Raw genomic sequence first — 15230 nt, forward strand, 5'->3', positions numbered from 1 at the left:
CACTATTCTGTTTATCATCTCTTTTGCCATTTCTCTATTGCTCTCTATTGCCCTACTCATGGTTCAAACTGCTACTACGCTCGATCCTGCTGCCGCTGAAACACCGTTGATGCTGCAAGTTTCCGATCTGAATGTCTATTACGGTGAGAGCCATATTCTCCGCAATGTAGACTTGAGTGTTCCCAAAGGCGAGATGGTTTGTTTAATCGGACGGAACGGCGTCGGCAAAACCACGCTGCTAAAAACGATCATGGGTCTGCTGAAGCCCCGCAGCGGCAATATCGTTTTCTCTGGGCAATCCATTCTCAGCAAAACTCCCGATCAGCGGGCGCGCTTGGGCATTGGCTATGTGCCCCAGGGCCGAGAAGTGATTCCCCGTCTGACCGTGAAAGAAAACCTGCTGCTGGGCTACGAAGCCAGAGCCGAACGACCCCGCAATACCCAGGCAATTCCCGAAGAGATTTTTGAGCTATTCCCGGTCCTGAAGGATATGCTGTGGCGGATGGGCGGCGACCTCAGCGGTGGACAACAGCAGCAACTCGCGATTGCTCGTGCCATCATGGGCCAACCGCAGCTTCTGGTCCTCGATGAACCCACCGAAGGCATTCAGCCCTCGATTATTCTCGATATTGAATCGGCGATACGACGCATCGTGGCTACCACTGGCATTTCGGTGCTTTTGGTGGAACAACACCTGCACTTTGTTCGCCAAGCCGATCGCTACTACGCCATGCAAAAAGGCGGCATCGTCGCTTCTGGCCCCACCAGCGAACTCAGTAGGGAAGTGATCCAGCGCTTCCTGGCGGTGTAATTGCTCCATCAGCCAAATAGCGGCGGCACCGTCAGTCCTTTTAGCGACTGGCTTGGATCAACTCCCTTAGCTTGCACTAATACTCCAAAATTACCCAGTCCGGTAGGATCGATCAGGGCATGGAGGGTTTCCCGCCGTTTCAGGATTTCTTGCACCGTTTGGTCAGGAGTTGGGTTCGAGAGGGCATTCAGCCGTTCGCCGAGTCCCAGCGCCATCAGGAATAACCCTTGCTGTGTAAAGCCAATGGTTTGTAAACCGCACTGTTCACCCTGCCGTTCTAGTGCTGTGAAGTTGACATGTGCCGTAATGTCCTGCTGGCCGATGGCAATATAGGGATCGTTGTGGTGCGCGTGCTGAGTGTAGCATTGCAGCGTGCCCTGATCGCGGGTAGGACTATAGTAACGATGCGCCGGGTAGCCATAGTCGATGGTCAGCAGGTAGCCACGCTGTAGCCGATCAGCAACGGTGCTGAGCCAGTCCAGTGCCGCCAAATTCACCTCAGTGCGATAGGGTTGGGGATAGCGGTCGGAGAGTAAGTCAATATCGATCAGTCGGAAGTAGTCCTCGATTTGCCGAGTGGAGAGGGGGGCAATTACTTCTCGGATTTGATTTTTGGAATCTAGCGCCACATAGACTTCTTGCAGGTTCCCTTCCGTCACTTCAACTAAATGCACCGGCAAGGCATCGACTAACTCATTCGAGAAACAGCAGCCAACAATCGAATTCGACGGAATCTCCTCCCAGCTATGCCAAACCAGCTTACCCCAAGAGTCAGTCAAAGACCGCAACCGCTGCTGCTGCGCTACAATCAGAGCCGGCGACTTTTCGATGATCCAGTATTCCAGAGCCGCAAAGCATTCAAACTGATGGCGATGCAAATAGTGGACGATATCTTGAACCAGCAACCCCTGTCCGGCTCCCATTTCGACCAGAATAAAGGGATGCGGGCAGCCAAGCTGGTGCCACAGGTCAGCAAATTGCTCGGCCAGCAATTCGCCAAAGTCGGAGCCGAGGTGGGGCGAGGTAAAAAAGTCGCGCTGAATGCCTGCTTGGCCGCGATTGGTGGCGTAATAGCCATACTGCGGCTGGTAGAGCGCTAGCTCCATAAATTCAGCAAAGGTGATGCGCTGCTCAGGGCTGGCGGCGATCTGTTGGGCAATGAGCTGGCAGAGTGCGGGGTTGCTGTCGGTTGCGAGGGGTTGGGTGGCCATAGTTATACCAATCGTCTACTTGCTCTGGCAAATATTGCCTCAGAAACTTTTTCGGACTTGGTTGATCTTGCCATGCTGTGGAGCAGATGTAGCGATGGAGCAAGTGGGTCTCCTTGGTTTGTAGCACAAATTGGCAGCAGTAGACTGATCAGAATTGCGCTGGGGTGAACGAAAGCAGTGGCAGGCAGCAGTGGCAGACAGCAGTGGGATTTTTGTATAAAATCCCTCCAGGTGATTATCCAAAATCGAACCACGATTGCAGTCGCCCATCGGCTGTCCACGATTCGCCACAGTTGATTGTGTTTATGTGATGGATCAAGCTCAGATTGTTGAGCAGGGCACCCACTCAGAACTAATCATCCTTGACGGAATCTATGCAAAATTATGGTGCGGGCAATCGGGTGAACGTAATATGCCCGAAACGTAGTATTGAATGAGTGTTACAACGTCTCCCAAACCAGATTGACCGTAATTCAACGCAAGCTTTTCTGTAAATTCTTTAAATTTGACAAATTCGATTTTAATTCCACCGCAGTTTTTGGGATTCCTGAAACTATCGCTGTAGTTCCTCCTAACCCAGCCCCCAGCCCTTGCCCCTGTTGGAGAACGTCATGCCCTCGTTTCAAACTAGTTACGCGGTGGTAATTGGTATTAGCAGCTACCAAAATGGCATCAGCCCGCTGCAAACTGCCGTCAACGATGCCAAAGCCATTGCTCACGCGCTAGAAACCGAGCATCAGTACACGACAACGCTGCTGCTCGACGAGCAAGCCACCCAAGCGAATCTGATTGAATTGCTGCAAGCCAAGCTGCCCCAACTGCTCAGCGAAGACGACCGACTGCTGTTCTATTTTGCCGGACATGGGATTGCCCTTAACAAAGATGATGACGGTCCCCAGGGCTACCTGATTCCGCAGGATGCCAAGCTAGGAGACTCCACCAGCTATTTACCGATGCAGAAAGTGGCCGCCGCCTTGAGCGAACTGCCCTGTCGGCATTGCCTGGTGATTTTGGACTGTTGCTTTGCCGGAGCCTTTCACTGGTCCAGTACGCGCAAGCTGTTTCCGGTAGGAGAGGTAATCCACAAAGAACGCTACGACTGCTTTATTCAAGACCCGGCTTGGCAGGTGATTACTTCCGCCTCTCACGATCAAGCGGCCTGGGATTCGCTCCAGCTCAAAGATGATCGCGGCACCGATGCCCAGCGCACCCAGCACTCTCCCTTCGCTGTTGCTCTGCTCGATGCCCTAGCAGGCATGGCCGATGCCTATCCACCCGCCCAGGCTGACAAACCGGCTGGCGATGGCGTGATGACGGCCACTGAGCTATACCTGTATCTGCGCGACCGGGTTGAAGGAGCCACCAATCAGCAGAACGGACGGCAAACTCCCGGTATCTGGTGCCTGAAAAAGCACGACAAAGGCGAATATATTTTCCTCACCCCAGGCCACGAGTTAAATCTGCCGCCCGCTCCCCCCTTAGACGGCTCCAAAAATCCCTACCGCGGCCTAGAAGCCTTTGACGAGCAACATAGCCATCTGTTCTTTGGCCGCACCGCCCTCACCCAGAAACTCTACGAAATGGTGGCGCAACATTCTCTCACCGTGGTTTTGGGGGCGTCGGGGTCGGGTAAGTCCAGTTTGGTGAAGGCGGGTCTGTTGCCCTATCTGCGTCAGGCAGAACGACAGCCGATCTGGGCAGTTTTGCCACCGTTTCGCCCGGGGGATTCTCCCTTTAAGGCGCTCAATCTGGCCCTGGAATCGGTCAACTTACCGGCGATTGCCCATCCGGAAGCCGCCGGACCAAGCCATCTGACGCCCGCGCAGCGGTTAGCCACTTGGTTCAGCGCAAATCCCCATACCCATCTGCTGGTGGTGATCGACCAGTTCGAGGAGATGGTGACGCTCTGTGAAGACAAAGACGCCCAGCAGCAGTTTTTGCAGCTATTGATAGACGCGATTGTGGCTCATCCGCACCAGTTCCATTTGGTCCTGACGTTGCGGTCTGATTTTGAACCCCAGTTCTGCGATACCGCCCTCGAACCCTACTGGAAAGAGGCTCGGTTTGTGGTGCCGGCGATGACGCGAGAAGAGTTACGGGAAGCTATCGAGAAGCCAGCCTGTGCCAAGGTGGTCTATTTTGAGCCGCATCGCCTCGTCGATCAGTTGATTGACGAAGTGGCCCAAATGCCGGGAGGCTTGCCGCTGCTGTCCTTTACGCTGCACGAACTGTACCTGAAGCTCGCCAACCGCTATGCCGAAGCCGCCAAGACGGGGGCAATTGTGCCGCGGGCGATTACCCACCAGGACTACCACGATTTGGGGGGCGTCAGCCGTGCCCTGACTCAGCGAGCCGATCAGGAATACAACAAACTGGTGAAACAAGACTCGGCTTATGCAGTGACGATCCGAAACGTACTGCTGCGCATGGTGGCTGCTGGCAGCGAGTTGGTGCGGCGACAGGTTCCAGCCTCAGAGTTGGACTATCCTGAGCCAGAAAACAAGCGGGTACAAACCGTGATTCAACAGTTTGCAGCGGCCCGATTGTTGGTCAGCGGCACCGATATCGACGGCCAATCCTATGTCGAACCGGCCCATGATGTGCTGGTGCGGGGCTGGCAGCGGTTATTGAAGTGGAAGCAGCGCAATTTGCAAAATGTAGTGTTGCAGCGCGAACTGACTCCCGACGCGACTCGCTGGGCCGCAGAGCGCCACAAAAAAGAATCGGTTGGCCTACTCTGGAACGGGGATCCCCGCCTGCCCTTGGTCGAGGCAATTCGCAACTCACAAACGGACAACTGGCTCAACGCCATCGAAACGGAATTCATTGACCGCAGCCTGCAGCGGCAGTGCAGAAATCGCCGTGTGCGCTGGATAACGGGCATTGGGGTGATTGCAGGCATGGCCCTGTTTAGTTTCTATGCTTCGTATCAGCAACGAATTGCCCAAGACCAAAGCCGCAAGAGTATCGCCCGTGAGCTAGCGGCCCAATCAGAAGCAATTCGCGAAAGCAACGAGCCATTGACCACAAGTGTGCTGGTTGCCATGGAATCTCTCCACTCTGCCATTTTGACCGAAGGAACAACTGCCTTACTGAATAGCTTGAGTTCGTTAGCGTATCGAGAACCCAATTCACTGGATCTGGGGAACGTTGAGCGAGCGCTTTTGAGTGCGAATGGTAGATACGTGGCGACATCAGTAAAGAGCAGCAAGCAGCAAATTCAAATCAAAGAAATCAGTAACGGGCGAGAAATTGCCAAACTGAATACTGAAGGAGATATAACCGCTGTTGCCTCCAGCCCAAATCAACGATTAATCGTTGCAGGCAGTGGCATCGTGCAGATTTGGGATTTGAATACGCAGCAAGTGATTGCTCGCATCAAGGTAGAAAAGCCAGTGAACCTCTTGGCCCTGAGTCCAGACGGGAAGTGGTTAGCTACAGCCGACAAAGAGGCCAAAACAGCGCAGCTTTGGCAGGTGAACAGTAAAACAGCGGTAGCCCAGATCGAGCACGGCGCGAATCTCAATAGCATCGTCTTCAGCCCAGATAGCCAATCCTTAGCAACAGCAGGTGGCCCTACAGCTAGGCTATGGTCAATTAGCCGTAACAAGAACGCCACTGAAGAGGTAACCGTGACTCCAAGTGCCATGTTCAACTATGAAGTGGTGGATACGGTCCTAGACGTAACCTACAGCCCCGATGGCAGTAAGCTTGCCACGGCTAGTCGGGAAGGGGTGCAGGTGTGGGAGATCGAGAGCAAACGCCGGATTGCTCACCTAAATCAGGATCAGGCGGTGAGTCGAGTTGTGTTTAGCCCAAATGGAGAGTTTGTGGCAACGGCTGGGTTTGGCGACGAGAATGATATGGTGCAAATCTGGGAGATTGCCAACAGCAAAGAACTTTCCCGTCTTAGCCACGGTGCAGGAGTATGGGATCTGGCCTACAGTGCGGGTGGAGATGCACTGACGACTACCAGTCGGGACGGCAAAACCCAAACCTGGAGACTGGGCAGCCAGCTAGAGGTGACGCGCCTGGAGCACCAGTCCGGTGTTACCGATTTGGCCTACAGTCGAGATGGCAAGTTTATTGTCACGGCAGGAGGCGAAACGGCCCGCGTCTGGGAGGTCAGCAGCGCTCATTCGGTAGTGGAGATCAACAGTAAAGCACCTGTGCTGGGTACGGCTTTTAGTCCCAACGGTGCATCGGTTGCCATCGCTAACTTTAGTAACCAGGTAAAGACGGCACAAATTTGGCAAATTAGCGGCGAGCAGGAAGTGGCGCGTGCTCAAAAAACGACGGTAATAGACTATAAAGCCGGGTTCTTTCGGATTGCCTACAGCCCGGACGGTCAGTATCTTGCCACAGCATCTGGGGATGGCACAGCCCACGTCTGGGAGGTCAGTACCGGCGAGCAGGTTACTCAAATGCATCACAAAAAACCGGTTAGGGCAGTGGCTTACAGTCCCGACGGTCAGTATCTTGCTACAGCGGGTGATGATGGCACAGCGCGGGTCTGGGAGGTAAAGAGCGGCCAGTCTATTGCCGTAGTAAACCATAAAAAGCCAGTTACAGCAGTAGCCTTTAGTCCAGATGGCCAGTTCATTGCGACGGCTAGTCGAGACCGAACGGCTCGCATCTGGAATGTCAGCACCAACAGAGAAGTGATGAAGCTGAGTCATCGCAAAATGGTGGTGGCGATTGCCTATAGCAACAATGGTCAGTTTATCGCGACGGCTAGCGGCCAAACTGCTCAAGTCTGGGACGCCAAGAGTGGCCAGCAAGTGGCCTTGATGTACCACAAGCGGGCTGTGAGCGCGGTTGCCTTCAGTCCAGATGACCAGTCCCTAGCAACGGCGAGTCGGGATGGGATAGCCCGGATCTGGCGAGTCGCCAACCTGCGGGAAATCGCCTGCCAGCGCCTCGACCGCAACCTAACTGCTGAAGAATGGGAGCAGTATGTGGGGCGGCCTCTGACCGATTATCGCAAAACCTGTCCGGAGCGGCCTGTTCATCCTAGCTTGATTGCCACGGCTAAAGCTTTAGCAGAAGCCGGAGACCTGAAAGCCGCCGTTCCGATTTTTCAACGCATTCAAGCCCTGGAACCCGATACCGATCTCAATCCAGATACGCCTAGACACGATCAAAACATCCGGGCCGTTGCCGAGTTGCTTTCAGTGCCAGCCAAGGTAGAACAAGCGGAACGCCTGGTTCAATCTGGTGAGGTAAGGCAGGCAATCACGGTACTGAAACAGGCAATGCGGTTAAATCCAACGGCGGCAATTTTTGCTGATGCCCAAACCTGGAATCGCTTCTGCTGGTTTGGGAGCTTAGCGAATCAGGCGGCTCTAGTCATGGTTGCTTGCGAAAAGGCGGTTGCTTTGGCTCCTAAAGATGGGACCGTACTGACGAGCCGTGGCCTTGCTAGAGCACTCAGTGGGAATCCAACGGGAGCGATTGAAGATTTCCAAGCATCTCTGGGTTCGATTCAGGATGATGATGCCAAAGCTCAGCGCCGCCGATGGGTCGAGCAACTGCGAGCTGGCGAAAATCCCTTTCCTGAAACAGAGCTGGCTAAATTACGGCAGACGAACTGAAGTTGCATTTTCGATAATATCGAAATTAATAGAATCCTAAAGGAAAACGAGTTTATGAAAGGAGATGAGAAAATTAAAAATGATACAATAACCTGAAAATTTATATCTAGTCATCTAAATGACCGTCTGGGAAAGGATGATGTATTTACTGTTTCAAACTATTTAGCAAGTGCTTCGCCCCTACTCAATTAATTTGGATATTTATCAGGAATGGCACGACAAACAATTGATGATCGTTAAAGGTCATTCACAAAGCTAGAACTTATACCATTTTCCTTTGATAGGGCTACAGATAGAAGATTCAACAGGCTGAATAGATCGCAAATCCTGTTGAGATCCCCCCTAACCCCCCTTACGAAGGGGGGAACCGGAGGCGAAGCCTGTGTGCAGCACATACCAACCAGGGATTGAAGTCCCCCTTCATAAGGGGGATTTAGGGGGATCACTCCCAAGCTTCATAAGGGGGATTTAGGGGGATCACCCCCAGTCTAGAAATCAAAACGCATTCATTTTCGATTGACTGAGGCCACGTTATACAGGTTCCGCAACTCAAAACTTAGAACTTAGAACTTAAAACCTAAAACTACGCGCTATGCCTAACGGCACACGACCTGCAGAAGCAAGCTACAAAACTAAAATCTGATATTCATACTGCTCGCTTCAGTTCCTTCAACCCTCTAGGAGTGAATTATGACAGCATTTCAACAAACTGGCCATTTTCAATCCCATCGCAGCCATAGCCACAAATGCTCCTGTATGGCGGATATTGGCTTTACTGCCGAGGAAATCGAACAATTTACCTGGGGCATGCGCGGCCTATATCAGCAGCTACCTCCTGCTGGTCCAGGCTACGAGTGCTACGAGCCTACCAAAAACTGCTACGGTCTACCAGAAGTAATTCAGGCAATCCAGTATGTTTGCACCGAATGGCACAAGCTCTACCCGAACGGACCTCGCGTTGGCATTGGTGATATCAGCTACCAAGGAGGTGGCTATATGCCGCCCCATCAGTCGCATCAGCATGGTTTGGATGTGGATGTGGCGCTAGTGGCGAGCAACCACGAAGAAATTCCCCTCACTTACTACGATGCGAAATATTCGCGCCAGCGTACTCAGCAGTTGATCGATCTATTTCAAAACAACCCGATTTTGGGCATTCGAGTTATTTTCTTTAACGATCCAGATGTGTATGGCGTGGAATATTGCGCCGGTCACGACAATCATTTTCACGTTAGTTTTCTTTCACCCGGCGTCAGTGCTGCCCCATACAGTAGCGATCAGATTGGTGATCTGCGCTTGGTGGTGCCGCCGATGCAGGGGGAGCGCGTCCGCAAACTGCAAGCCGATCTAGCTAAAGCAGGCATCGATGTTGGCGTGGATGGCATCTTTGGTAAACAAACCGATGCTGCTGTGCGCCAGTTTCAGTCGCAGCAAGGCTTGGAAATTGACGGTATTGCCGGAGCCATGACCCAGGCCAGACTGGCAAAAATTCTGCGAGACCAACCCACCGCTCGCGGCGGCTCAGAACCACTGGGACTGAAGCTACAGGATATTATTGACCAAAATAAGGCGATTCCGTTTGAGGATGTGAATGCAAGTTTACTGGTGGAGGATCAGCGCCTGTGCACCGAAATTCAAACGATTTTGCGGGTCAACGGTTTGCTGGAAGTTGTGGATGGCCTCTATGGTCCCAAAACGCGGGAAGCGCTGCGCCGGTTCAAGGATAGCCGTCACCTCGGTGGTGGCGATGTCTTAGGGGCAACTACCGCCAGAGCACTGCTCGATTCCAGACCCGGCATGGGTTCCCTCCCCGACTGGCAAGGCGGTGACAAACAGGCTACGATTCAGGCGATTATTCAAGAAGCCCACCGTCAAGGCATTACCTCGAAGGCTCAAATTGCCTATATTCTCGCTACTGCCCAGCATGAAACCGCCGACAGCTTCCAACCCGTGAGGGAAGGCTACTTTCTAGGTGAGCCAAATGCTGAAATTCATCGCCAATCATTGCGGTATTCTCCTTACTACGGTAGAGGATATGTTCAATTGACGTGGGACTATAACTACCGGCAATACTCGGATATCTTAGGAATTGACTTAGTCAATGAACCGGATTTGGTGATGCGGCCTGATATCTCACTTTTCATTCTGGTAGACGGCATGAAGCGCGGCGTATTCACCGGCGTCAAACTAGATGATTACATCTCGGAGCAACGAATTGATTACTACAACGCTCGTCGTATCATCAACTGGATCGATCAAGCCGAACGGATTGCCACCCATGCCAACGATTGGCAGACCCGACTGGCCTAATCTTTAAGTTTCTAACGTTCATTCAGGATTGCACCTATGACTGACCCAACTGCTCCTAACCTCTACGCCCTGCTGATTGGCGTGGATTGCTATCTGCCCAACAAATTGCCTGACGGCAGTTTCTATAAAAATCTGGGCGGCTGTGTTCGCGACATTAACCATGTGGAAGCGTTTCTGAAACAGTGGCGGCAGGTGCCCGACTCCCAGATTTGGAAGTTGACGGCCTCCCCCAGCCCGACCAATCCCCAACAGCCGATCGAGCCGCCCGACCAGTGGCCCACCCGCCAGAATATCATTGAGCGTATCCGCACGTTGACTGAGACTTTACCCGAGGGAGCGCAGGTGTATATCCAGTATTCGGGCCACGGCGGACGCGCCAAGACCGTATATCCGGAGATTAAGGGTGAGGATGGCATCGACGAAGGACTGGTCCCCACCGACATTGGCAGCTCGGAAGGCCAATACCTGCGCGATCTGGAACTGGCCCAACTGCTGAAGGAATTGGTGGCGAAAAAGCTAATGGTGACGCTGGTGCTGGACTGCTGCCATTCGGGCGGAGCGACGCGCGGCGATGCAGAAATTCGCGGCATGAGCGTGATCGACGATAAACCCCTGTCTGCTTCCTTTGTGCCGGTTGCTCCCTTAGAGGTGCTGACCGCCAACTGGCAAGATTTGAGTCAGCAAAATACCCGTGGCTTGAAGGTGGCTGGTTTGCCCGAATCGCGGGACTATGTGCTGTTAGCCGCCTGTCGCCAGAATGAATTTGCTTACGAGTATGCCTTTAACCGCCAAACCAAAGAGCGCAACGGTGCCCTCACCTACTGGCTGCTCGATACCTTGAAGCAAAATCCCGGCCAAACCTACAGCCATTTGTTTGATCGCGTCTACGCCAAAATTCACAGCCAGTTTCCGCAGCAAACCCCTATGCTGATGGGCGAAGGCAACCGCTTAATCCTCGGCAGTGAACTGGCAGAAACCGTCTATGCCGTGCCGGTGCTAAAGGTCGAGTCGTCGGAGGCAGGCACGCAGGCTGTGTTAGCCGTGGGACAACCCAACGGCGTAGGTAAGGGAACCGAGTTCGCCATCTATCCGCGCAGCACGACTGACTTTAGCAACAAAGAAAATCGGATCGCAATTGCCAAAATCATCGAGCGGGGAGCGGACCAATCGGTGTGTCAGCTAGAGCCAATTCCGGGCAAGGAGCTGCAGGTGGAACCGGGAGATCAGGCGGTTCAAATTGCGGCTTCGGTCAACCTGGTGCGGCAAGTTTGGCTATGTCGGCAGGAGGCATTATCGCCAGAGATCTTAGCTCAGCAAGAAAAAGCATTGGAGGCGATTAAAAGCGCAGCAACCGGAAACGGCTGGATTGAGTTAGTTGATAACGCAGATGAAAACGAAGAAATTGATTACATTGTTGTCGTCAATAACAGCAGCGAATACGAAATCTGTGATCCTGCAGGTGCTCCCTTAAAGAACATTACACCAGCCCTCAAAATCAGCGATCCGAACGCTCCAGCCATACTGGTCAAACGACTGGTGCATTTAGCCAAACACCGCACGGCGGCTGAAATTGACAATACAGATATTGATTCACCCCTGGCGGGTAAATTAACGGTGGAATGGCTGGGAACATCAGATGCTTATGAGCTAGGTGATCCTATTCCTAAAAAGCTATCTGCTTTTGCCGACCCGTCCAACCCCACCGTCAAAGTCGGTGAGTATATTTTTCTGGCGATTCGCAATGACTCGGTGCAACCGCTGAATATTGCTGCTCTCAACTTCGAGTCGAACTGGGCGATCGCGCAGATTTTTCCTCACGATCCAGGGGCGATGTTTGTGACGCTCGATCCCGGCAAAAAGCATGTGATTCCGCTGCGGCCTGCAATTGAGGACCAAAGCAATCAGGTCGAAAATACGGTAAAAGTGTTTGCTACGGTGGGGGCAGCCAATTTCCGCTGGTTAGAACTGCCCTCACTCGATCAGCAAATCCCACCGAAAGCTGCCGGTACCCGTTCTGGTAGTCCGTTAGATGCGCTCTTGGCAACCGTCGCCGAGGACCAGCCTAAATTCCGCAAGCTGACGGTAGCTGCGTCGCCTAGCCGTGAATGGACGACTAAACAGGTACCGCTGACTATTGTGAAGTAGGCTGAAGAGTGGATGAGTGGATGAGTGGATGGGTCAACTGCCGAACCAGCATCTAGCAGGTACATCTACATCAATCCACTCACAATTTGGCAAACCCCAACCTAGAAACGATACGCAGCCCCAACCTGTACGCTAACAGCAGCGTCGTTGCTGTCCTTGAAGGCATCGATGCCAACTTTAGCATCACCGTAGAGCGCAAGGTTGCGTTGAATGGCTGTTTCTACGCCAGCAGTAATAACGGGGGCATTTTGGTTGCCTAGTGGCGAGGCATCATCATTTACGGTAAAGGAATAGCCACCGCCGACATAGAGGTTTGTGTTGGGAGCAACACCAATGTCATAGGTAACGAGCGGCATCAGAGCAGCATTGTCACCGTTGAATAGCGCTGCGCCCCGCACCGAAATCGGCACTGTAGGAAGATCGAGCCGACCCTGCACATTGCCACCTAGAATCGCGTCATCATCTGGGTTGCTGACGCCTACCGAAACACCGCCGCCTAAATAGCTGCCGTCCATGCCTCTAGGAATCAGGGCTTGAGCCGAAGCAGGCTGCCCTGAGAGTACAGTTGGAGCAACGGTTAGTAGAGAAAGAAAGGATAATGCAGCGAATTTAAGTCTAATCATGGTTCCAAGTCTTGTGTAGAGAGTGGCTTAAACCGAAATTGAATCAAATCTGAACGATTACAGGAGATGAATGCAAATCGATAAGCGAACGTTACTGCCCGTAAGCAAATCACCTTACGCGAGGCAGCAGGGTATAGAAAGTTCAGCTTTCGCAGTAATTTAGCGCTCAATGCTCTTGATCGGCTTCTGCGGTTGCCGCAAGTTTGAGTGCTTACTATTTAAGAAGCAATAGCCGACAGTAATGTTCCAAACCGCTTTCTAATCTATCTAAAGTCGGAGACTGATTTAATCGAGCATAACCGTATCAATTAAGAGGCTTACAGGAATCACTCGATTGGTTGCTGAATCATCTCAATTATTTTCAACGTTGATTCAGTTGCCTAATTCATCACTGTTGCATTTGCTCTGTACGCTCAGTATAGCTTGGAGAAATTTGAGCGTGTTCTAAAACAACCCATTAGTAGCCTGTTTGATAACTGTCACAATATCCAGCAACTGGGCTAGCTTTCACTCAGCAGCCGAGCCGGAAATGCGACGCAAGCAACCCAGGTAAAATGGTACAAACAATTGCAGCAGACAAGCTGACGCTCTACGACTTAGAACAGCTTAGAACAGCGGTTTCAGTTACAATCTAGAGCGAGTCTTGCAGAGTCTTGCAGAGTCTGAAGCATCTGGCAGCCCTGATTGGGGAATACCCTACAGAGCCACTACTGTAGCTCTTGACCTAGCTTCTTATGGTTTCTACAACGGTGGGGTTTGCTTGTGCCAATCGGTGGCCTGCTCATAGGCATAGGAAGCTTGCAGCACCAGATCTTCGCGCAGCACATTGCCGATAATCTGGAGACCAATCGGTAAGCCCTTGTCGTCAAAGCCACAGGGCAAACTGAGGCCAGGAAGACCGGCCAAGTTGACGGGAATCGTCATCAGGTCCAGCAGGTACATGCCGAGCGGGTCGTCTTTCTTCTCACCGGTTTTGAAGGCCGTCGTCGGTGAGGTGGGGCATACCAATACATCCACCTTGGCAAAGGCGTTCTCGAAATCCTGCTTGATCAGGGTGCGCACCTTTTGTGCCTTCAGGTAATAGGCATCGTAGTAGCCCGCCGAGAGCGTGTAGGTACCGATCATAATCCGGCGTTTCACCTCTGGGCCAAAGCCTTGGGCGCGAGTTTTGGTGTACATCTCCATCAGGTTCTCAGCGTCCTCGACCCGGAAGCCGTATTTGACCCCATCGTAGCGGGCCAGGTTAGCTGAGGCTTCGGAAGGCGCAATGATGTAGTACGCCGCCACGCCATAGCGAAACTGGGGACAGGAGATTTCCTGCACTTCGGCTCCCAAGGCTTTGAACTGTTCGATCGCCTGCCGCACCGCTGTTTCGATGGCTGGATCAACGCCTTCGCCAAACGTTTCTTTGATTACACCGATGCGGAATTTTTGTTTTTTAGACCCCAACTCTGGCTTTAGCAGGCTGGGATAATCGGGAATTTCCACCTTGAGGCTGGTGGAATCCTTCGGATCATGACCGGCAATTTCCTTCAGCAGAATTGCCACATCTTCCACCGAGCGGCCAAACGGCCCAATCTGATCCAGCGACGAGGCAAAGGCTACCAACCCATAGCGCGAAACCAGCCCATAGGTCGGCTTCATTCCCACTACGCCACATAGGGCCGCCGGTTGCCGAATTGAGCCACCCGTATCTGACCCTAGCGAGACGGTACATTCGCCTGCCGCCACTGCCGCTGCCGAACCGCCCGACGAACCGCCGGGAATGCGCTCCAGATCCCAGGGGTTGGCTGTGAGCTGAAAGGCCGAGTTCTCGGTTGAGCCACCCATCGCAAATTCATCCAGATTAGTTTTGCCCACCATCACAGCTCCGGCCTTGGCTAGGCGCTCGGTGACGGTAGATTCGTAGGGCGGCACAAAGTTTTGCAGAATCTTGGAGGCGCAGGTGGTGGGAATGCCCTGAGTGCACATGTTGTCTTTAATGCCGATGGGAATGCCCGCCAGTAAGCCAATCTCTTCACCGGCGGCAATCTTGGCATCGACCTGCTTGGCCTGCTCTAGCGCCCGATCCGCTGTAACGCACAAAAAGCTATGAATCTGCGGCTCAACGACCTGAATTCGATCCAGCGCTTCCTGGGTAATTTCAACGGCGGAGCGTTCTTTGTTAACCAACTGATCGTGCAGTTCGCGGATGGATGCCATGCCTAACCTCTTGTGAGCGGTGTACTAATGAATTGTGAGCTGAATTGTGAGCCAGTAATGCTAATTCATTAGGAGTCCAATTTGTAAGTGTATCGAGAATTGGCACTTTGCGGCAGAGGAATTGGCTACAGGCTTCCACTCATTGTTAACAATTGCGCTCACACTAACAATTGCGCTTACACGTTTGTGTTTCTCGATGCTTTAGTTTATGCCTTGCGATACTAGCGCTTCTCGGCTCCGGAAGAAAGCTAGGCTAGCCGCTCAAGCGACTAACCGCGGCGCTGATCCAAGGTATTACCAGCACTCAAGGACCAGCTCACCTGACTCTCTGAAA

7 protein-coding genes are annotated in these 15230 nt (G+C 52.7%); 4 read left to right on the forward strand and 3 right to left on the reverse strand.

The window, feature by feature from the left end:
• Positions 1-58 precede the first annotated feature (58 nt).
• The gene (urtE, locus tag HJG54_RS27660) at positions 59-811 is read left to right on the forward strand and encodes an urea ABC transporter ATP-binding subunit UrtE (protein ID WP_316432459.1); all 753 of its coding nucleotides are present in this window, start codon (positions 59-61) and stop codon (positions 809-811) included.
• Positions 812-819: 8 nt separating this feature from the next.
• Here the strand turns inward: urtE and HJG54_RS27665 are convergent, their stop codons facing one another.
• Positions 820-2022 carry a class I SAM-dependent methyltransferase gene (locus HJG54_RS27665; RefSeq protein WP_316432460.1) on the reverse strand — a complete coding sequence of 401 codons (1203 nt, stop codon included), beginning with the start codon at positions 2020-2022 and terminating at the stop codon, positions 820-822.
• 611 nt (positions 2023-2633) lie between these two features.
• Here HJG54_RS27665 and HJG54_RS27670 point away from each other — a divergent pair.
• The 3 genes from HJG54_RS27670 (at position 2634) to HJG54_RS27680 (ending at position 12071) form a co-directional block, all read left to right on the forward strand.
• The gene (locus tag HJG54_RS27670; RefSeq protein ID WP_316432461.1) at positions 2634-7616 is read left to right on the forward strand and encodes an eIF2A-related protein; all 4983 of its coding nucleotides are present in this window, start codon (positions 2634-2636) and stop codon (positions 7614-7616) included.
• 690 nt (positions 7617-8306) lie between these two features.
• Positions 8307-9926: a penicillin-insensitive murein endopeptidase gene (locus HJG54_RS27675; RefSeq protein ID WP_316432463.1), complete on the forward strand. Its 1620-nt coding sequence runs from the start codon at positions 8307-8309 to the stop codon at positions 9924-9926.
• Positions 9927-9962: 36 nt separating this feature from the next.
• Positions 9963-12071: a caspase family protein gene (locus tag HJG54_RS27680; RefSeq protein WP_316432465.1), complete on the forward strand. Its 2109-nt coding sequence runs from the start codon at positions 9963-9965 to the stop codon at positions 12069-12071.
• 101 nt (positions 12072-12172) lie between these two features.
• On the opposite strand, the gene HJG54_RS27685 is transcribed toward HJG54_RS27680, so the two are convergent.
• Complete coding sequence (locus HJG54_RS27685; protein WP_316432467.1) at positions 12173-12694, reverse strand: outer membrane beta-barrel protein; 522 nt, start codon at positions 12692-12694, stop codon at positions 12173-12175.
• A 741-nt stretch (positions 12695-13435) separates the two neighbouring features.
• Positions 13436-14896 (reverse strand): Asp-tRNA(Asn)/Glu-tRNA(Gln) amidotransferase subunit GatA, encoded by a 1461-nt coding sequence (gatA, locus tag HJG54_RS27690; protein WP_316432468.1) that lies wholly within the window; start codon positions 14894-14896, stop codon positions 13436-13438.
• Between the last annotated feature and the right edge of the window lie 334 nt (positions 14897-15230).

This window comes from Leptolyngbya sp. NK1-12 (genome assembly GCF_032598965.1).
Lineage (GTDB): Bacteria > Cyanobacteriota > Cyanobacteriia > Elainellales > Elainellaceae > Elainella.